Origin of the sequence: Variovorax sp. OV329, from assembly GCF_900114785.1 — a bacterium.
GTDB lineage: Bacteria > Pseudomonadota > Gammaproteobacteria > Burkholderiales > Burkholderiaceae_C > Variovorax.
On sequence record NZ_FOUG01000003.1, the window covers coordinates 331,521 to 350,759 of the forward strand.

The following is a 19,239-nucleotide window of genomic DNA, read 5'->3' on the forward strand; positions in this document are numbered from 1 at the left end:
CATGAACCACCATGAACCAGACGAGAGCGCAGTGGCGGAGCGGCGCCGCTTCTTCGGTCACGCGGCGGCCGTTCTCCTGACGACGCAAGTCGGCGTCAGGAGCGCGATGGCGAGTCCGAAAGACGACGGCAGCGTGGCCGCGAGGCCGGTGGGGAAGGCTGCGTCGCAGGCTTCGTTCGGCCGGTTGAAGCAGATCGATGCGGGCGATCTCAATGTCGGCTATGCCGAGCTCGGACCGGCCAAGGGGCCGGTCGCGCTGCTGCTGCACGGCTGGCCCTACGACATCCACACCTATGCCGACGTGGCGCCCCTGCTCGCGGCCAAGGGGTACCGGGTCATCGTGCCCTTCGTGCGGGGCTACGGCACCACGCGCTTCCTGTCGGCCGATACGGTGCGCAACGGGCAGCCCGCGGCGCTGGCGCTCGACACCATCGCCTTGATGGATGCCCTGCGCATCGAGCAGGCCGTCGTCGGCGGCTGCGACTGGGGTGCACGAACCGCCGGCGTCATGGCCGCGCTGTGGCCCGAGCGGGTCAAGGCCCTGGTGTCGGTCAGCGGCTACCTGGTCACCAGCCGCGAGGCCAACAAGGCGCCCCTGCCGCCCAAGGCCGAGCTGGCGTGGTGGTACCAGTACTACTTCGCCACCGAACGCGGACGCCAGGGCTACGAGAAGTACCGCCGCGAGTTCGCGAGGCTGATCTGGCAGACGGCCTCGCCGCAGTGGCGGTTCGACGATGCGACTTTCGAGCGCAGTGCCGCGGCCTTCGACAACCCGGACCACGTGGCGATCGCGATCCACAACTACCGCTGGCGCATCGGCGCGGCCGACGGCGAGTCGCGCTACGACGAGGTGGAGGGCAGGCTGGCGAAGTTTCCCGCCATCCGTGTTCCCACCATCACCATGGAAGGCGACGCCAATGGCGCGCCGCACCCGGAGCCCGAGGCCTACGCGAAGAAGTTCACCGGCCCCTACGAGCATCGGCTGATCCCCGGTGGCATCGGCCACAACCTGCCGCAGGAAGCGCCCCAGGCTTTTGCGCAGGCCATCGTCGACGCGGATCGGCTCTCCTCGCGGGGGTGAGCACGCGCGCGCGGTCAGTACGCCTGGTCGTCGATGACGCGCCGTACGGCCTGGAGCGCTGCCCGCAGCGCCTCCATGCCGACGGAACCCAGTGCCAGCCGAAGCGCATGCGGCACATGCGCGGTGGTGGCATAGGGTTCGGCGGTGGAAACCGACACATGTTCGGACATCAGGGTCCTGGCGACCCGGTCGGCCCGCACCTCCTCCGGCAGCCAGACCCACACGAAATAGGAGGCCGGGTGACGGGTGCATCGCCGCCCGGAAAGAACGTCGCCCGCGACCGCCTGGCGGCTGATCGCATCCTGGCGCTTCTCGGCCTCGAGCCTGGCGACGGTCCCGTCGTCGATCCATGAGCAGGCCATGGACGTGAGGATGGCCGGGGTGTTCCAGGTCGTGGCGCGGATGGCCCGCTCGATCTTCGGCAGCCATGCGGCCGGTGCAGCGACGAAGCCCACCCGCAGGCCCGTGGCCACGCTCTTGGAAAGTCCAGACACGTAGACCGTCAGCTCCGGTGCCAGCGCGGCCAGGGGCGGGGGCGGGTCCGCCTCGAGAAAGGCGTAGGCCGCATCCTCGATCAGGACCAGCCCATGGCGCCGGGCCACCGCCACCAGCTGCCGCCGCCGGCTGGCGCTCATCACCCATCCGAGCGGGTTGTGAAGCGTGGGCATGACGTACACGGCCTTGACGCGCCGGCGCTTGCACAGCGCTTCGAGCGCATCCACGTCGGGCCCCGCGCCTGCGGCCGGAAGCGCTGCGATCTCGAGATGCTGGGTCTCGGCGACCAGCTTGAAGCCTGGGTAGGTCAGTGCATCGACCGCGACCACGTCGCCCGGCTGGAGCAGCGCCATGGCCGTCGTCGCGAGGCCGTGCTGCGTGCCGTTCACGATGGCCACCTGGTCCGCGCCGATCGCTAGACCCCGGCTGCCCAGGTGGCGCGCCACGGAAGCCCGCTCGGGCGCGCGGCCACCGTGTGGCTGGTAGCGCAGGAGCGCCTCCAGGTCGCCGCCGCCGGCCAGCCGGCGCAGCGACGCGCGCAGCATGTCGGCCTGGCCGGGGAGCGATGGGTAGTTGAAGCTCAGGTCCGTCATGTCCACCGCGGTGGCGTAGGCATCCATGCCCGGATTGCGCGGCAGCAGGGTTTCGCGCACGAAGGTGCCGCGGCCCTTTTCCCCGCTCACGAGGCCCATGGCCTCGAGCTCCGCATACACGCGGGTGGCCGTGACGAGGGCCAACCCTTCGCGCGCGGCCAGCTTGCGGTGCGTGGGCAGGCGAGTGCCCGGGGTCAGCCGGCCCTCGCGGATGTCAGCCGCGAGCCGGTCGACCAGTTCCTTGTATCGGGCGAGGGCCATGGGGCAGTGTATTCATGACAATTATTTGATTGTATTGGGATGGCGTCCTACCATGCAACGCATCGACCAGCCAGCCAACGCCACCGGAGATCGCCATGCACATCGCCATTCTCACTTTCGAAGGCTTCAACGAACTCGACTCGATCATCGCCCTGGGAATCCTGAACCGGGTCAAGCGGCCGGATTGGCGGGTGTCCCTGGCGTGTCCCGCGCCGCGCGTGCGCTCCATGAACGGCGTCGTGCTCGAAGCGCAGGCAAGCCTGAGCGAGGCACGGTCGGCCGACGCAGTCATCGTGGGCAGCGGACGGCTGACGCGCGACGTCGTGGCGGATGCCGGGCTGATGGCGCAACTGCGCTTCGACCCGGAGCGGCAGTTGCTGGGTGCCCAGTGCTCCGGAACGCTGGTGCTGGCCAAGCTCGGCCTGCTGGACGGCGCCCCGGCCTGCACGGACCTCACGACCAAGCCCTGGGTGCAGGAGGCGGGAGTCGACGTGGTCGATCAGCCCTTCTTCGCCAAGGGCAACATCGCCACGGCCGGCGGCTGCCTGTCATCGCAGTACCTCGCGGCTTGGGTCATCGCTCGGCTGGAAAGTGTCGACGCTGCGGTCGAGGCCATGCACTACGTCGCACCGGTGGGCGAGAAGGAAATCTATGTCGAGCGTGCGATGCGCAACATCGCGCCGTACCTTCAGCCAAGCCTGGTGGCCGTGTAAGCGTTCCGCGGCCCCTTCGGGCGCGCTTTGGCTTGGGAAACATCGAGTTCGACTCAACGCGTCGCCTGTGGTGCGTCGAAGCTTCTGTCTTTCATGCCCGGCTCGAATGCGTAAGGCTGAAGCCCTCGACATCTTCAAGTTGGGACAGGTCTTCCCCGATGGCGCTCAGCGCGCTGCCGCGCGAGCTCGAACTCGAACTCGCGAAGATCAGGCACTGGATCTCGAAATGCGTGCCGTCGAAGCTGATGGAGACACTCTCGGGTGGAACCCGAAGTCCGCGTTTGACCAGGAAGCGATGGACTTCTTCGGGCTCGGGTCGGTGGCCCTTGCGAAACCGGAACGTTCCCGTCATTGCCGCGTGGGCAGGCAGGCGATGCTCGACGCGGGGCACGATGGCCGTGCAGACCACGAACAACGCCGTCAGCCCGATGGCCGGTACGTAGAACCCCACACCGACCAGGATGCCGATCGCCGAGGACCCCCAGATGGATGCAGCGGTCGTCAGCCCACGCACGTTGTGACCGCTCTTCACGATGAGCCCGGCACCAAGAAAACCAATGCCCGTCAGGATGGCGCCGATGACTTTCGTGGGGTCGGCTGCAATGACAGTGTCGTGGCTGCCCCAGTACCAGATCGAGGGATAGCCAGCCACCAAGGTGACGGCACAGGAGGTCGCGCAGACCAGGCAATAGACCTGGCTGCCCGCAGCGCGTCCGCTGAAATAACGCTCGTAGCCGACAAACCAGCCCAGTAGCAGCGCACCCGCCATGTTCAACACCATCCACACGCCAGCGCCATGCCAGCTGTTGATCATGCCAAGTTGGGACACATCCCCTCCTTGCTGCCATGAAGGCACTGGGCCGGAAGTCGTGCTCTCATGTCGGATGGATTGGCTGGTGGGATTGCTTGTCGCTGCGTCCAACCGACTCTAGGCGAATCGCGGCCGATCGATAAGGCAACGCTTCGCAAAACGCTGTTTCTGCTGAGTCAAAAGAACTTCGGCAAGAAGTAGCTCGCGCACGACTGGCGCTTTGTGCCCGACCCGGCGCTCGGGGTCTGAGGCAGCCGGGGGTGGGCATGCCAGGGTCGCTCGCGCGGGGGACATCAGGCGCTGTTCCTGGAAGCCCTTTTCGGAAGGTGCGATGTCCTACAGGCGTCGCCAGGTTTGGTTGCAAACTGCGCATATGCACCTCGAAAAGCTGCAAGTGCTTCGCGTCTCGTACGAGCAGACGAGAGGCGAGTACTTCCGCGTGCATCGGGCATTGGTGGCGCGGTTGGAAGCTGCCGTAGACGGGTGTGGCCCCTGGCCGGACGCCGCCGAATATGCGCTCGTGGCTGCACTTGGCAGGAAGATGCTGAGCGCCCTTCGGGAGTACCTGGACTGCTCGAACGTGCGGCACACATCTGTGCGGTCCGTGGAAGAGAAGATGCAGCTCATTCAACGCTTGTCCGCCAACGAGCGCCTGTGGCAGCCCAGCCCGGAGCACTGGCTGGAGATGCAGGTCATCGCAGGATTTCTGCGCGACGACGGTCAATAGCGCGCGCGCCAGCCGGCCCACACGGCATGCCCGCTGACAGTATTCAAGCCGATGGCGTCCTACAGTCAGGGAAGCTCCCCGGACGAAGCGCGACTTGCGACCCGCGTGAACGAGATCGGCACCAGACTTGGCGCCAGCACGTAGGTGGTGAGCCGTCGCCCATGACAAGTACAGGGACTATCGATGAAGGAACCTTATGTCGTGGTGATCGGCGCCTCGTCGGGCGGTATCCCGGCCCTGCTGGAACTGGCATCCGCGTTGCCCAGGGACTTCGCAGCGCCTGTGCTGGTGGTGCAGCACATCGGCGCCAATCGGAGCATTCTTCCCGAGCTTTTGAGCAAGCATGGTCCCAATCGCGCGGTGCATGCAAGCGACGGCGACAGATTGCAGCGGGGGACCATCTTCATTGCGCCGCCAGACCACCACATGCTGCTGGAAGGCGATCGCATCACCCTGAATCTGGGCGCCAAGGAGAACCACGCGCGCCCGGCCATCGATCCGCTGTTCCGTTCGGCCGCGCTTCACTGGGGCCGGGGCGTGATCGGCGTGATCCTCTCGGGCCACCTCGACGACGGTGCCGCCGGGCTGCAGGCGATCAAGTCATGCGGCGGCCGGGCGATCGTGCAGGATCCGAGCAGCGCGCTGGAGCCCTCGATGCCACGCAGCGCGCTGGCGAGCGTGGCTGTCGACCTGTGCGTGCCGCTGCCCGAAATCGCGCCGGCGCTGGTGCGGATGGTTGCCGGCGCTCCGTCGCCGGAGGTCGGCGCGCCGCCGGATCTGGTCTTGCGCGAGGTCGAGATCAACCAGGGGATCGAACGCATGGAAAACCTTCTGCGCATCGGTACGCCCTCGGGGCTGACCTGCCCGGACTGCGGTGGGGCCCTGTTCGAACTGGAAGGCGCGCGGCCCGTGCGCTTCCGGTGCCACACGGGCCACGCGTTCTCGGTGAGCAGCCTGGAGCAGGCGCAGGACGACAACACCGACCAGGCGCTGCGAAGCGGCGTACGCGCCTTGCAGGAGAAAGAGATATTGCTGCGCCGGCTCGCCGCGGTTGCGCGGCAGACGGGGCAAACCAGCGAGGCGGCGGCCGGCGAAAAACGCGCGAACGAGTTCCGCCAGCAGGCGGCGATCTTGACCCGACTCATCGAAGAGGAAGACTTCCGGAGCGCATAATTCCTTCCTTCATTGGGAAGGTCGATGAGTCAAGCAGATTCGGAGAGGGAAAACCCTTTACCGCCAGAAGAGCTGAACGGCGATCTGTCGGATAACTTCGTGCCCGCGGGCGGCTACCAGACGGTTCCCGTGGTCGGGCTGGGTGGCTCCGCGGGCGGCATCGCGTCGCTGGTTTCGTTCTTCAAGACGGTTCCGGCCGATCCTGGCCTGGCCTTCGTGGTGGTGCTCCACCTGTCGCCGGAACACGAGAGCACCCTGCCCGAACTGCTGCAGCGCTGCACCGAGATGGATGTGTTGCAGGTGCAGGACACGCTGCGCATCGAGCCTAACCGGGTCTACGTGATTCCGCCGCGCAAGTCGCTGCGCATGGTCGACGGCCATGTCCAACTGGCCGAGCCACAGTCCGATCGCGGCCGCCACGTGGCGGTCGATCTGTTCTTCCGTACCCTCGCCGACACCCACGGGCCGCACTCGGCCGCGGTGGTGCTTTCCGGCGCGGACGGCGACGGCGCCATCGGGATCAAGCGCATCAAGGAACGCGGCGGCCTGACGGTGGCGCAGGATCCGGACGAGGCCGAACACGGCGGCATGCCGCGTTCCGCGATTTCCACCGGCATGGTGGACTGGGTGCTGCCCGTCGGCGAGATCGCCGCCAAGCTGCTGGAGTACTACCGGCTCGAGCCGCTGGTTCGCCTGCCGCCCGTGATCGGCCCGCAGCCCACGCATGCGGCGCGCCCGCCGGGCAGCGCGGACGAAGCGGCCCTGCGCGACGTGCTCAGCTTCCTGCGCACGCGCACCGGGCGCGACTTCTCGTACTACAAGCGCGCGACCATCCTTCGCCGCATCGGGCGGCGCATGCAGGTCAACGGCATCGACGACCTGCAGTCCTACCTCACCTGCCTGCGCACGCGCGCGGGCGAGTCGGGCGCGCTGCTGCAGGACCTGCTCATCAGCGTCACCAACTTCTTCCGCGACAGCGAATGCTTTGCCGCACTCGAGCAGCAGATCCCGATGCTGTTCGCCAACAAGGGCCCCAACGATGCGCTGCGCGTCTGGGTTGCGGCCTGTGCCACCGGCGAAGAGGCGTACTCGATCGCCATACTGCTGAGCGAGCACGCACGCACGCTGGAGTCACCGCCGCTGATCCAGATCTTTGCCACCGACCTGGATGAGGAAGCCATCCAGGCGGCACGCGAAGGCATCTACCCGGCCGCCATCGAGGCCGACCTGTCCGAGGAGCGGCTGCGCCGCTTCTTCATCAAGGAGCACCGCGGCTACCGGGTGCGCCGTGAACTGCGCGAGATGGTGCTGTTCGCGATGCACGACGTGCTCAAGGATTCGCCCTTCTCGCGCCTGGACCTGGTGAGCTGCCGCAACCTGTTCATCTACCTCAACCGCGAGGCGCAGGCGCGCGTCTTCGACACCTTCCACTTCGCCCTGCTTCCCGGCACGCGCCTCTTCCTCGGGTCCTCCGAGTCGGTGGAGGACGGTAGCCAGCACTTCGGCGTGATCGACAAGAAGCACCGGATCTACGCGCAGCGGCCCACCCCCCGCGTCGGCCTTCCGGTGCCCAGCGGGCCGGGGACCCTGGCGATGGCGCTCGAGGCCCAGCAGGCCGCTCGCGATGGCCCGGTGGTGGCGGGCAACGCCTTCGAGCAGTCGACGAACTCCATCAGCCGCGTGGTACGCACGGGCGAGCCGCGGCAGACCTCATGGAGCGAGCTGCACCTGCGGCTGCTCGAGCATCTCGCGCCGCCGTCGATCCTGGTGGACAGCGAATACGAGATCGTCCATCTCTCGCCCAGCGCTGGCCGCTTCCTGCAGTACAGCGGCGGGGAACCCAGCCGCAACCTGCTGCGCGCGGTCAATCCCAGCCTGCGCATCGAGCTGCGTGCGGCGCTCTACCAGGCCGCACAGACAAAGTCCGACTCCGAGGTGCTCGACGTCGGCGTTGACATCAACGGCGAGAGCCTGTCGATCTCGATCCGCGTGACGCCGGCCAGCGACCTGGGCGCCGACATGTACCTGGTCGTGCTGCAGGCCAACGCGCCCGCCTTGCCGCTCGGGCCACCGGAAGGGGCGGCGCCTCGGCCGGAACCCGATCCGGTGGCACGCCACCTGGACCGGGAGCTGGAGCGGCTCAAATCGCACCTGCGCGACACGGTCGAGCAGTACGAGGCTTCCACCGAAGAGCTCAAGGCCAGCAACGAGGAGCTGCAGGCCATGAACGAGGAGCTGCGCTCGGCCACCGAGGAGCTGGAGACCAGCCGCGAAGAACTGCAGTCGATCAACGAAGAGCTGACCACGGTCAACCACGAGCTCAAGAGCAAGGTCGACGAGCTGGGGCATGCCAACAGCGACATGCACAACCTGATGGACGCGACGGCCATCGCCACCGTGTTCCTCGACCGCGAACTGCGCATCACCCGCTTCACGCCCTCGGCGGTGACGCTGTTCAACCTGATCCCGACCGACGTTGGCCGCCCGTTGACCGACCTCACCACGCAGCTGCACTACTCCGAGCTGGGGGAAGACGCGCAGCGCGTGCTCGAGCGCCTGGTGCCCATCGAGCGCGAAGTCGGCCAGGCCGACGGCAGCTGGTATCTGGCGCGGCTGCTGCCCTACCGCACCATCGAGGATCGCATCGCCGGCGTGGTGCTGTCCTTCGTCAACATCACCGAGCGCAAGCAGGCCGAGGAGATGCGCCTGTGGCTCTCGGCCGTGGTGAACTCGACCACCGACGCCATCGTCAGCTTCTCGCTCGAACGCACCATCCTGAGCTGGAATGGCGGCGCCGAGCGTGTCTTCGGCTACACGGCCGAGGAGGCGATCGGGCAGCCCGTGGCCATGCTCTCGGCCGATGGCGAGAGCGAGGACACCATGTTCCTCGCCACGCTGACCGCCGCGCTGCCGCTCGAACACTTCGAGACCGTGCGCCGCCGCAAGGACGGTGCCGAGATACAGGTTTCACTGACCGTCTCGCCCATCCGCGACGACAGCGGCAACGTCGTCGCCGGCACCGCGATCGCGCGCGACATCACCGAGGCCAAGCGCATCGAGGCCGCACTGCGTGACAGCCGCGAGCAGCTTCGCATGGTGATCGAGAACGCCAGCGAGTTCGCCATCTTCTCGACCGATCTGGAGCGGCGCGTGACCGTCTGGAACGCCGGCGCGCAGCGGCTTCTCGGCTTCACGGAGGATGAAGTGCTTGGCCAGCCGGCCGACATCATCTTTACCGACGAGGACCGTGCCGCGAAGGCGCCCCAGCGCGAGTCGGAGCAGGCGCTGCGCGAGGGGCGCGCCGGTGACGACCGCTTCCACCGCCGCAAGGACGGAAGCCTGTTCTGGGCCAGCGGCGTGATGATGCAGATGCGCGATGCGGATGATCGCGCGGTCGGCTTCGTCAAGATCCTGCGCGACCAGAGCGCGGCGCGCGAGGCCCAGCAGGCCATTGAGCGCAGCCAGGCCGACCTGGTGCTCGCGCTGAACGACGTCCGAGCCTCGCGCGATGCGCTGGAGGCGGCCGATGTCGCCAAGGACCGCTTCCTCGCGGTGCTTTCGCACGAGTTGCGCAACCCGCTCACCTCGATCACGGCCGCCGCACGGCTGCTGGACATCGCGCCCGGGAGCGGCGGCGACCTGCAGCGTGCCGCCGAAGTGGTTCGGCGCCAGGCCGGCGCGATGGCTGCGCAGCTCGACGACCTGCTGGACGTCTCGCGGCTGCGACTTGGGCGGCTCACCATGCAGAAGCGCCCGGTCGGCATTTCCTCGGTGATCGAGGCGGCACTGGAGGCGACGCATCCGATCATCGAGGCCGCGGGCCACGCCGTGGCGGTGCGGATGCCGACCAACGAGCTCGAGGTCGATGGCGATCCGGTACGCCTTGCGCAGGTCGTGAACAACCTGCTGAGCAACGCAGCGAAGTACACGCCGCCGGGGGGACACATCGATATCTCGGCCGAGCTGTCGGGCAACCAGGTCATCGTGAAGGTGGCCGACGATGGCATCGGCATGGTGCCCGCCGAGATCGAGGCCATGTTCGACATGTTTTCGCAGGCGCCGCAGGCTCGTGAGCGCGCGGGCGACGGGCTGGGCATCGGCCTGGCATTGGCGCGCAACATCGCACAGCTTCACGGAGGGTGGATACGCGCCACGTCCAACGGGCCTGGAAGCGGCAGCGAGTTCCAGTTCGGGCTGCCCGTACTGCGCGTGCTCGGTGCACGCGAATCGCGTGCATTGCCCGTGACGCCGGACATGCAGCGCCCGGCCAGCGACGTGCTGGTCCTGGTGGCCGACGACAACGAGGATGCTGCGTGGAGCATGGCCAAGCTGCTCGAGGTCTCCGGCTATCGCACCATGACCGCCGCGGGCGGGCGGCGCGCACTGCAGCTGGCGGCGGAATTCAATCCGGCGGTTCTGCTGCTGGATGTGGGCATGCCGGACATCGACGGTCACGAAGTGGCCCGCCGCCTGCGCGCGACCCATGGCGGCGCGAACCTGATCCTGCTGGCGATGACCGGCTGGGGACAGGAAAGCGACGTGCGCCGCTCGCTCGAAGCCGGTTTCGATACGCACTTGACCAAGCCGATCGACTCCGATCAGGTCGCCAAGCTGATCGAGGAACAGCTCGCGCTGCGGCGAGGCGAGCGTTCGGCTGCATCCTGATTCGCGTCCGGACGGGCGGCATCGCGCAACGGGAACCACGCGGCAGCGCTGCACGGTCGTGCTGGGGCAGGCGGGTAGCGGCAAGACCACCGCGCTGCTGGCTTGGCGTCGTGAACGCCTGACGCTCGAGCATTGGGTGATCTCGCTGGTACAGGTTTTGGCCGTTCGGCAGCGAGAGCTGGTCATCATGCTCGACAAACAACCTGCACCAGTCTTCAGGCTCATCCAGCGGCTGCTCGACTACGCGCCCGGAGCGTCTGCACCTGCCGCTGAGTTCACGCAGCCCCTTACCGCTTTACTTGGAGCGCATGCGATCCAGGGAAAGGGCGACCGAGCCGGACATGCGCGACTTGCGCTTCAGCCCCGATCAAGAATTCGCTCAACCGCAGCTTCGACAGCAACTACGGGACGCTGGCCGAAATCGAGGCGCACCAGCAGGCCGTGGCCATGTCGCTTCCCTTTCGTGCCGATGCGCTGTAGCGCTTCCTGCACAAGCGACCGCTGGCTTACGACTGGGACCGGCCGGGCGAGTGCGGCGGTGAATGATGGTGCCTGGGCCGGGCGCGGCCCAGGCTGCCGGGAGAACAGTTTCGCCTTGCGCTCGGACCGGGGTGCTCGGGCGCCTTGAACTGTATCCCGTCTGCACCGATAACCGAACCACGGGTCGAACAAGGAGACACGTGTGACATCGGCAGTGCAGACGAGCCTCGCAGCCCTCGCGGCCCTGGCGGCCGCCGGAAGTGCCTCGGCGCAGTCGCGCGTGACGGTATTCGGCGTGCTGGACGCCGGCGTGAGCTACTACCAGACCAATAGCAAGGACCGCGTCGGGACGCAGCCCAATCTGCGCCAGAGCCAGTGGGCCCTGTCCACCGGCAACTACGCCGGCAGCCGCCTGGGCTTCAGCGGCACCGAGGACCTCGGTGGCGGCCTGGCGGTGGGCTTCTGGCTGGAGGCGGGCTTGGCCAATGACACCGGCTCGGCCATCTCGCCTGTGGCGCTTTTCAATCGGCGCTCCACCGTCAGCCTGACAAGCCGTTTTGGCGAACTGCGCCTGGGCCGCGACTACACGCCCACCTTCTGGAACGACACCGTCTTCGACCCCTTCGGCACGGTGGGCGTGGGCGCCAGCGCCATCAGCATGCTGCTGGGGGGCTCGGGCAGCCCGGGCACCATCAATGCCCTGCTGGTCAACCCGAACTATGTGCGCGCAGGCAATGCCGTGAGCTATTTCCTGCCGGCGGGCCTGGGTGGCCTCTATGGCCAGGTGATGTACGCATTCGGCGAGAACACCAAGTACGACCCCGGCACCAGCACGCCCCCCAACGCCTTGAACACCGCACGCACGGGCCGCTACGCAGGCGGGCGACTGGGCTGGGCCAACGGCCCGGTGGACGTCGGCGCGGCCTACGGCTCCAGCACCGTGGGCGACAACTACTACGCGGGCAGCACAAAGTACTTGAATACCAGCAACGTGGCGGGCTCCTATGACTTCGGCCCGGTCAAGCTTTTCGGCGAATACTCGTACGTGCAGCTGAAGAACGACTATGTGAGCACGCCGCAGCCCACGGGCGACGCCAGGGTCAAGGGCTACCTGCTGGGCGCGAGCGTGCCGGTGGGCGTGGGGCTGATCCGCGTGGCGTATTCGCACCTGCAGGCGAACGTCGACCAGGCGGCGGCAAACACCTCAGGGCAGGATCTGCCGGAGCCCAAGGCCGACAAGTTCTCGCTGGGCTACGTGCACAACCTGTCCAAGCGCACGGCGCTGTACGCGAGCTTCGCCTACACGAAGAACAAGAACGGCGCGGCACTGCCGCCAGCGCTGCCGCCCAACGGCTCGGTGGGCTACGCCAGCCCCACGCTGGCCGACCTGAATCAGACCGGCTATCGCGCGGATATGGGCTACGGGTATGACTTCGGCATCCGGCACTCGTTCTGATCGTTGGTCCCGCGCGTGACCGCGGGGTAGCAGCACTTGCCCTGTGGGTTCCACGATCGGACGCGTTGAGAATCTTTCGCAGCGTGTGCAGGGCGGCACGCCGCCCTCCTTGCGAAAACCCTGACGCCGGCGCGCCGCGCGCTGCCTGTCAGGATGCGCGTGGCGGCTTGCCCGAAGCGGTCGCATGCAGATGGAGGTTGCGCCATGAAAGGCTTGTGTCTTCGTGCCTCCGCCTTGGCCCTGGCCCTGGCTGCACTTTGCGGCTGCGTGGCCGTTCCCTACGACGGCTACTATGCCGCCGGCTATGGCTATCCGTACGGCTATGCGTATCCCTACGGCTATGGCTATCCCTACGGCTATGGCTACGGGTACGGCTATGGGTACCCCTATCCCTACGTGTCTTCGTCCGTCTTCATCGGCGGCGGCTACGGCTGCTGCTGGGGCCGAGGCGGGTGGGGGCGCTATCCCTACTATGGAAGCCGCCCTTACTACGGCGGGCACGGCGCGTGGGCGTCCCGCGGCTACGGCACTTACGGAGGAGGAGGCGCCCGGGGCGGGTGGGGTCGCCGCTAGCTCACCCCGTCGCTGCAGCAGGGCGATGTCGCCCAGGTCCTTCGGGGGTGCCGATCACCTCGCGCAAGCGCTGGTGGGCGGCGCCTTCCCATTCAATGGGCTGTTGATTCTTCGCACGCAGGTAGTGATGGGTGAATACCGCAAGATAGGCTTGCAGAGTTCGCTCGACAAGGTGCTCGCCCGCCAGATTCATGCACAGGGCGGCCACCTCGCTGGTACACAAGTGGTCGTCGCGGCCGGAGTGGCGCAGCTTGTATTGCGATACCTGGCCAGGTTCCAGACTCAGCACCGGGAGTTGGTCGAGGTAAGGGCTTCTTCGAAACATCTTGCGCGCCTCGGTCCACGTCGCGTCCAGGAAGATGAAAAGCGGGCGCCTTGCGGCAGCACCACGCAGGCTGTCAGGCAATTCAACCGCGCGCACGACCCGCTCGGGCGCCGCATACTGGCCCGGGAACACCACATAGGGTTGCCACTGCGGGTCGCCGAGCAAGTTCAGAAGGGCGGGATCGACTTCGGTTCGCGTCCAGCCGAAGGCAAAGGTATCGGGCACCACATCGGCGACCAGCCAACCCGTGTTGCTCGGCTTGAGTGGCTCGATGTCGGCCATGAGCAGGCACACCCCTGCGCGCGTGGTCAACGAAGGGCGCAAGGCACACATGCAGTGGCTGGGGGCGAGGCGGCAACCGGCGCAGCGCTCGCGCTTGAAGCCACCGCGGGCGAGAAAGGGCTTGGCGCTGCGCGCCAGACGCGCGGCACGCAGGTCGGACACGGCGTGGGGCATCCGGAGATTCTCGGTCATGCGCACTGGCGCTGGGCAACAGCCCGACTGTCGGCTGCCCGGCGTGATTGGTGGTGTTCCTGGACGAACTGGGGCGACCCGCGGCACGCCCATCCGCCTTAACCATAGCTCCTCCTCACCCCGACGAGAAAATGACTGGCCTCGTAGGCGCCGCGTGCCGCGAGCTTCAGCGCTTCGATCGACGCCTTGATCTGCAACTGCGCTTCCTTGTCGGAGCTGTGGGAAGGATCGTCCATCAGCGCGGTCGCGACCGCCAGGAGCTTCTGCGCTGCCGCCAGCGACTTGCGTGCCGCCAAGCGCTGCTGCGTGAGGGCCTGCCCGCCTTCCTTGTCTCCATGGGCACGCAAGATCAGGTATTGGCCTTCGTCGCCGCACCGGAGCAGGACTTGTTCGATGCGTTCCAGCGCATGCTCGACCTCAAGAAGTTCCAGGGTCTTCATTGTTGAAGGCGCCAGCAGCGCTGCTGATGCTCCCGCTCAAGACCGGTGGGCCGCATGGGATTCTCCGTGGATTCAGCTGGCGCTGACGTCGGGCAGCGCGAACTCGCGTCCGACCATGGCGCGAGCGAACAGGTAGTTGCAGCGGCTTCGCTCCGACAGCGTGTCCAGGTCCACTCGACCTGCGGAGTCGCACGGGAACACATAGCCCCGGCCCTGGTGGAAAAGCGAGCGGAACCGGATCTCGAAGCGCCCGTCGCGCCGGGACTGGCTGATGAGGTGGAACATGGTGGCGACCCTCGGGAGAGACTGCGTGTCTCCAATCTAGTCGCCGGCTCGTCCCGGAAAAAGGTGCTGCGGGACAATGTGGCATTGCCTCCGGGGAAACAATGGTCAGTGGCGGCCCAGGGGGCCAATCGTGCGTCCGAGGCATGCAAGCTCAGTGCAGATAGCCCCCGACGCCGTCCCACAGCAACTTCATCGCCGTGACGACCAGCAGGCCATAGCAGACCCTGTACATCTGGCGCTGGTCCAGCCTGGCATGCAGGCGCCAGCCGAGCCAGACGCCCGAGGGTATGGCCAGGAGACTGATCGCCATCAATGTCCAGACCGAGCCCGCTGGCCTGGCCAGGGCCAGCCACGGCGCGGCCTTGACGATGTTGCCCACTGTGAAGAAGAGGCTGGTCGTTCCGGCATAGACCTGCTTGCCCAGGCCAAGCGGCAGCAGGTACATCGCCAGTGGGGGGCCGCCGGAGTGCGCGACCATGGTCGTGATGCCCGAGGTCAGGCCGGCGGCCACGGCCTTGGGCGGGGAACGAGGCTGCACCACGACCTCCCGCCGCGCGGCACAAGCGCATGTGTCCGTCCGACCTGCTGTCGCGCATAATGTTCGTATGCGAATAAATTGCCGCTTGGGCGGCCCGTCCCGCACATGCAGCATCGCCTCGTCTATCTCCTGAACGTCGGCCAGCGACGGTTGCAACGCTGGTCGCAGGCGCGCAGGACCGCAGGCGGCGTGACGGCCGCTCAGGCCGGCTTGCTCTTCATCCTGGAGAAGAGTGACGGCGCCCTGATGAGCGAGGCCGCCGCGCAGCTGCACATGGGTGCGCCCGGGATGAGCGGGCTTGCCGATCGGATGGAAAGAGCGGGCCTCATCGAGCGCCGGGCGGACGACACCGATGGGCGCGCGTCGCGCCTGTGGCTGACCGACGCGGGCCGTGCGGCTCGGCAGCGCTCGCAGGCGGGCATGAAGCCATTGAATGCCAAGCTGACCGAAGGCTTCACCGCGGCCGAGATCGATGTGGTGGCGCGGTGGCTGACCAGCCTGCAGACGAAGTTCCCGCCTACGGACGAAGACGACGTGTAGCGCGCGGAGCCGCCGGGACGACGAAGCATTCGATTCAGTGCGGGGCAAGCTTCGTGAAGTCGGGCTTGCGCTTTTCGGCAAAGGCCGAGAATGCTTCCCTGGCCTCCGCGCTGGCCAGCCGGTCTTCGAACCTCGCGCTCTCGCGGGTCATCTGCGCAATCAGCCGCTGTGCGTCGCGCATGAGTTCTTTCATCGCGCTCAGCGAGCCTGCGGGCTTGGCAGCGAGCCTTTCCGCCACCTTGCGCGCATGCGTGCGCAGTTGATCAGCATCGCACACCTTGTTCGCGATGCCCCATGCCAGGGCGGTCTGCGCGTCGAGCGGCTCGCCCATCGCGAACATCTCGAAGGCCCTGGCGTGCCCGATGCGCAGCGGAAGCAGGTAGCTCGATGCTGCCTCGGGGACCAGCGCCAGGTTGACGAAGGGCGTGATCAGCTGCGCATCCTGCGATAGCAGGACGTAGTCGCAGTGCAGCAGCATCGTGGTACCTACGCCGACGGCCTTGCCGTTGACCGCGGCGACGATCGGCAGCGTGGAGCTTGCCAGCGAGTGCAGGAATCGATGCACATGGCGCACACCCGGGTCCTCTCCGGCAGCCATCGCGGCGAAATCACCCATGTCGTTGCCGGCAGTGAACATGTCACCGTCTCCCTGGAACAGAAGCACGCGGATGCCGGCGTTCAGCCGCGCCTGCTCGACGGCGTCGGCCAAGGCAGCGTACATCTCGTTCGTCAACGCATTCTTCTTTTCAGGCCGGGCAAACGTAATGGTGAGCACGCCGTCGATCAGGTCGGTGCGGATTTCAGAGGACATGGTGTGTTTCCGGTGAGTGGCTGGCAGCCGTGAATGAAGTTCGCATGCAAAGTATAGAAGTAATTCGCATGCAAAGTAAATCCACCGTCGTTCAGCCCTTGGGGCTGCAGCGAAGCCGATCCTTCGGCGGATGTGCCGTGGGACGTTCGAGAGGACAGTGGTCGTGTCTCCAACAAGCAATCGAGGTGGACCATGAGACTTCCCGAGTACCCGCATCCCTGCGTGGCGGCGCACTTGCGGCCTTTCTAGGGCTCGGCGCACCGACTGCGCGAGCTCGAGTACGCGCGGATGCAGCTTGCCTTCCAACGCACCGGTGGCCTGCTGAGCGGCGACGAGTTCGCCGATCGGCTGCGAGAGCGTGTGCTTCAGCCCGTATCGCACGTGGCTCGCTGGATCGTCTCGAACCGGGTGCTGAGCTTTTCCTGGAGATCTCAGACGCTGCTGCCCATCTTCCAGTTCGACCCTGTCGACATGACGCCCTCGCCATCTGCCACGGCTGTGGTGCAAGAACTGGCTGGCACGCTCGGCGACTGGGACACGGCGCTGTGGTTCATCGAGCCCAACCATCTGCTGAACGACGCCGTGCCCATGGATTTGCTGCAGGCAGGTGCGGCATCGGTCCTCTCGGCCGCACGGGCCGAGCGCTTCTTCGCTCGCGGCTAGGGGACGTTGCCGTCGGCCCGACCAGGTCGCGCTTGGCGATCCGGACCCACGCAGGCGATCGCGTCCTTTCGATCCTCAATTCTGGGGAGCCTGGACCTGCGGGCAAGTCCGAGAATTCCCCTCCACCTTCTGGAGGGAACGATGCTCATCTTCACAAACAGGGTGATGACGGCAAGCTCGAATGAATCGGCGTTCGGCACGGCCTACAACCAGGGCTCCGAGAGGTTGGGCATGGCCACGGTGAGCGCCAAGTCTGCTGGGTGGAGGGTCACCGCCGCGGACGACGACGTCGAGCAGGCCGAAGCCAAGTCGGCGCTGGACCCGATCTTCAAGGGCGCTCGCCCCGTGTTGGTCTACATCCACGGGAACAACAACTCCCCGGCCCGATGCTTCGAGCGCTGCGCCAGACTGGAGGCGCTCTACAACGTCGAGGTGGTGGCCTTCTCGTGGCCGTCGGAGGGTTACCTGCCGGACGGCCAGCGCTATCCAGGAGTCGATCCCGCTGAGACCGATGGCGACGAAGACGAGTTGAGCGCGGTGGATGCATCCAACCGCGATCAGTCCGGCATTCGCTCCAAGATCTACCGCTATCACCAGGCAAGCCTCAACGGAAAGCACGCCGCCGATGCGCTGGCACGCTTCCTTCGGCTCGTAGGCGCAGCACGCCTGGACGCCAACGCACAGTCGTTCACTGTCGCTGCCCACAGCCTGGGTGCGCAGTTCCTGCAATACGCGCTGGACATTCCCGGCGCCGCGGACTCGCTCTCCATCGCGCAGAACGTTGTGCTGCTGGCGCCCTGCGTGCGAGCCAGCGATCACCGCAGTTGGCTGGGCAAGATCAGACCGAAGAGCCAGCTTTTCGTGACCTTCAACAAGGGCGATGTGGTGCTGGCGGCCGCCAGCATTGCCGACAATGGGCTGACCGGCGACACCCAGCAAAAACTCGGCACGGACCCCACGCCCGACCGGCTTCGTGTTCCCGCCATGCGCTACATCAGTTGCACCGGGGCGAAGGTCGGGAGCGGCGGGCATGGGTACTTCGTGCAGAACAAGATGCCCAAGCGCATGAAGAACGTGTTCGGCCGCATTCTGCGTTCCGAGCGGGACCTGCAGCCAGGCGAGATCGACCGGACGGTCTACGGGATGAAGGGCGACGAAGACGGCTTGACCTGCTATTTCAACGTTGAGCCCTGACTTCGACAAATTCAATGACAGTGGCCTCGCTCCAGCGAAATCAGGCATGCTTCATTGAGCTACCAGCTCCATACAAAAACTGCGTGGCGCCCTCGTGAACTATGGGAGGGCCAAGTCCTTGCTTAGGCGATCGACCAGATCACCGGGCGTTGCAACGAAGCGAAGAAAGGGATCAATCTCGTCCTGGCGCACGACCCTTCTAGCCACCAAGTCCTTCAAGCGCGCGTTCAAGCCAGCCCAATAGATCGAGCGATCACCCAAGAAATACACGGGAACCGGCGTCTGCTGACGGCTCTTGATCGTCTCAATGGCTTGATAGATCTCCCACTCTGTCCCGGACCCACCGGGGGTAAACACGATCGCAGCAGAATGGCGGATCATGGCTGCCTCCCGCTGGGCGATGCTAGTGAAGACCAGACCGTCAGAGACAAAGGCATTGAACGCCTTGGACGGATCACCAACATACGGACGCACCGAGTTCGCCGGCGCCGGTGGGTCGGGGCGATCGTAATACGTCGTGTACCCGACGCTCGGTCCACCTGCCGCCGCAGCGCCTTCGTTTCCGGCGCTCATGAGTCCTGGTCCCGCACCCGTCAGAACCGGCAATGCTCGACCGTGCCGGCTGGTCCAGATGGCGGCGAAATCCTTCACTGCCGCATACATTCGGTCGTTCTGTTGCAGCACTTCATCGCACTTGCCCTGCGCGTCGCACGCCCTGTTGTCCTTCTCGATACGCGAACTCCCGAAGATGGTCACGAATCCGCGGGGATACTTGCTCGCCTTGAACGCGTCTGCGCAGTACAGATCGCGCGCCGCGTCACGGGCAGGCACCGCGTTCTCCATTCCCGCATACGCACCGACGTACCAGGCTTTGGGCGCAGCTGAGGAACCCGTGCATGAGAACTGAAGCGTGACCGGACTGGCACCCGCAACTACGTCTT

At 66.4% G+C, this 19,239-nt stretch carries 18 protein-coding genes; 10 read left to right on the forward strand and 8 right to left on the reverse strand.

Features of this window, described 5'->3' with window-relative positions:
* Position 1: 1 nt before the first annotated feature.
* Complete coding sequence (locus BM345_RS06730) at positions 2-1,081, forward strand: alpha/beta fold hydrolase (protein WP_254789609.1); 1,080 nt, start codon at positions 2-4, stop codon at positions 1,079-1,081.
* 14 nt (positions 1,082-1,095) lie between these two features.
* Here BM345_RS06730 and BM345_RS06735 read toward each other — a convergent pair whose 3' ends face one another.
* A complete protein-coding gene (locus tag BM345_RS06735; protein WP_093376953.1) occupies positions 1,096-2,430 on the reverse strand; it encodes an aminotransferase-like domain-containing protein in 1,335 nt (444 codons plus the stop codon).
* A gap of 95 nt (positions 2,431-2,525) precedes the next feature.
* On the opposite strand from BM345_RS06735, the gene BM345_RS06740 reads away from it, so the two are divergent.
* Entirely contained in the window at positions 2,526-3,143 is a 618-nt protein-coding gene (locus BM345_RS06740) for a DJ-1/PfpI family protein (RefSeq protein ID WP_093376955.1), read from the forward strand.
* Between the two features lie 91 nt (positions 3,144-3,234).
* Here the strand turns inward: BM345_RS06740 and BM345_RS06745 are convergent, their stop codons facing one another.
* On the reverse strand, positions 3,235-3,972 hold the full coding sequence (locus BM345_RS06745; RefSeq protein WP_139237474.1) for an MgtC/SapB family protein: 738 nt from the start codon (positions 3,970-3,972) through the stop codon (positions 3,235-3,237).
* Positions 3,973-4,285: 313 nt separating this feature from the next.
* Here BM345_RS06745 and BM345_RS06750 point away from each other — a divergent pair, with 313 nt between their 5' ends.
* The 5 genes from BM345_RS06750 to BM345_RS30055 all read left to right on the forward strand — a co-directional run bounded on the left by BM345_RS06750 (position 4,286) and on the right by BM345_RS30055 (position 13,028).
* Positions 4,286-4,681 carry a hypothetical protein gene (locus BM345_RS06750; RefSeq protein ID WP_093376959.1) on the forward strand — a complete coding sequence of 132 codons (396 nt, stop codon included), beginning with the start codon at positions 4,286-4,288 and terminating at the stop codon, positions 4,679-4,681.
* A gap of 183 nt (positions 4,682-4,864) precedes the next feature.
* Positions 4,865-5,854 (forward strand): chemotaxis protein CheB, encoded by a 990-nt coding sequence (locus BM345_RS06755; protein ID WP_093376962.1) that lies wholly within the window; start codon positions 4,865-4,867, stop codon positions 5,852-5,854.
* 24 nt (positions 5,855-5,878) lie between these two features.
* On the forward strand, positions 5,879-10,519 hold the full coding sequence (locus BM345_RS06760) for a PAS domain S-box protein (RefSeq protein ID WP_093376964.1): 4,641 nt from the start codon (positions 5,879-5,881) through the stop codon (positions 10,517-10,519).
* Between the two features lie 682 nt (positions 10,520-11,201).
* A complete protein-coding gene (locus BM345_RS06765) occupies positions 11,202-12,455 on the forward strand; it encodes a porin (protein ID WP_254789611.1) in 1,254 nt (417 codons plus the stop codon).
* A 204-nt stretch (positions 12,456-12,659) separates the two neighbouring features.
* Positions 12,660-13,028 (forward strand): hypothetical protein, encoded by a 369-nt coding sequence (locus BM345_RS30055; protein WP_254789613.1) that lies wholly within the window; start codon positions 12,660-12,662, stop codon positions 13,026-13,028.
* A 1-nt stretch (position 13,029) separates the two neighbouring features.
* Here BM345_RS30055 and BM345_RS06775 read toward each other — a convergent pair whose 3' ends face one another.
* From BM345_RS06775 to BM345_RS06790, 4 genes are all read right to left on the reverse strand, one after another.
* A complete protein-coding gene (locus tag BM345_RS06775; RefSeq protein WP_093377350.1) occupies positions 13,030-13,809 on the reverse strand; it encodes a tRNA-uridine aminocarboxypropyltransferase in 780 nt (259 codons plus the stop codon).
* A gap of 116 nt (positions 13,810-13,925) precedes the next feature.
* Positions 13,926-14,267 carry a hypothetical protein gene (locus BM345_RS06780; RefSeq protein ID WP_093376969.1) on the reverse strand — a complete coding sequence of 114 codons (342 nt, stop codon included), beginning with the start codon at positions 14,265-14,267 and terminating at the stop codon, positions 13,926-13,928.
* A gap of 72 nt (positions 14,268-14,339) precedes the next feature.
* On the reverse strand, positions 14,340-14,552 hold the full coding sequence (locus BM345_RS06785; RefSeq protein WP_093376972.1) for a hypothetical protein: 213 nt from the start codon (positions 14,550-14,552) through the stop codon (positions 14,340-14,342).
* A 151-nt stretch (positions 14,553-14,703) separates the two neighbouring features.
* Positions 14,704-15,090: a sulfite exporter TauE/SafE family protein gene (locus BM345_RS06790; RefSeq protein ID WP_254789615.1), complete on the reverse strand. Its 387-nt coding sequence runs from the start codon at positions 15,088-15,090 to the stop codon at positions 14,704-14,706.
* Between the two features lie 105 nt (positions 15,091-15,195).
* Between BM345_RS06790 and BM345_RS06795 the strand changes: the two genes are divergently transcribed.
* The gene (locus tag BM345_RS06795; protein ID WP_093376974.1) at positions 15,196-15,630 is read left to right on the forward strand and encodes a MarR family winged helix-turn-helix transcriptional regulator; all 435 of its coding nucleotides are present in this window, start codon (positions 15,196-15,198) and stop codon (positions 15,628-15,630) included.
* A 34-nt stretch (positions 15,631-15,664) separates the two neighbouring features.
* On the opposite strand, the gene BM345_RS06800 is transcribed toward BM345_RS06795, so the two are convergent.
* Entirely contained in the window at positions 15,665-16,441 is a 777-nt protein-coding gene (locus BM345_RS06800) for an enoyl-CoA hydratase (RefSeq protein WP_093376977.1), read from the reverse strand.
* Between the two features lie 288 nt (positions 16,442-16,729).
* On the opposite strand from BM345_RS06800, the gene BM345_RS06805 reads away from it, so the two are divergent.
* Positions 16,730-17,104 (forward strand): hypothetical protein, encoded by a 375-nt coding sequence (locus BM345_RS06805; RefSeq protein WP_093376979.1) that lies wholly within the window; start codon positions 16,730-16,732, stop codon positions 17,102-17,104.
* 141 nt (positions 17,105-17,245) lie between these two features.
* Entirely contained in the window at positions 17,246-18,298 is a 1,053-nt protein-coding gene (locus tag BM345_RS06810; RefSeq protein ID WP_093376982.1) for an alpha/beta fold hydrolase, read from the forward strand.
* Positions 18,299-18,397: 99 nt separating this feature from the next.
* Here the strand turns inward: BM345_RS06810 and BM345_RS06815 are convergent, their stop codons facing one another.
* Entirely contained in the window at positions 18,398-19,141 is a 744-nt protein-coding gene (locus BM345_RS06815; RefSeq protein WP_175544925.1) for an LOG family protein, read from the reverse strand.
* Positions 19,142-19,239 lie beyond the last annotated feature (98 nt).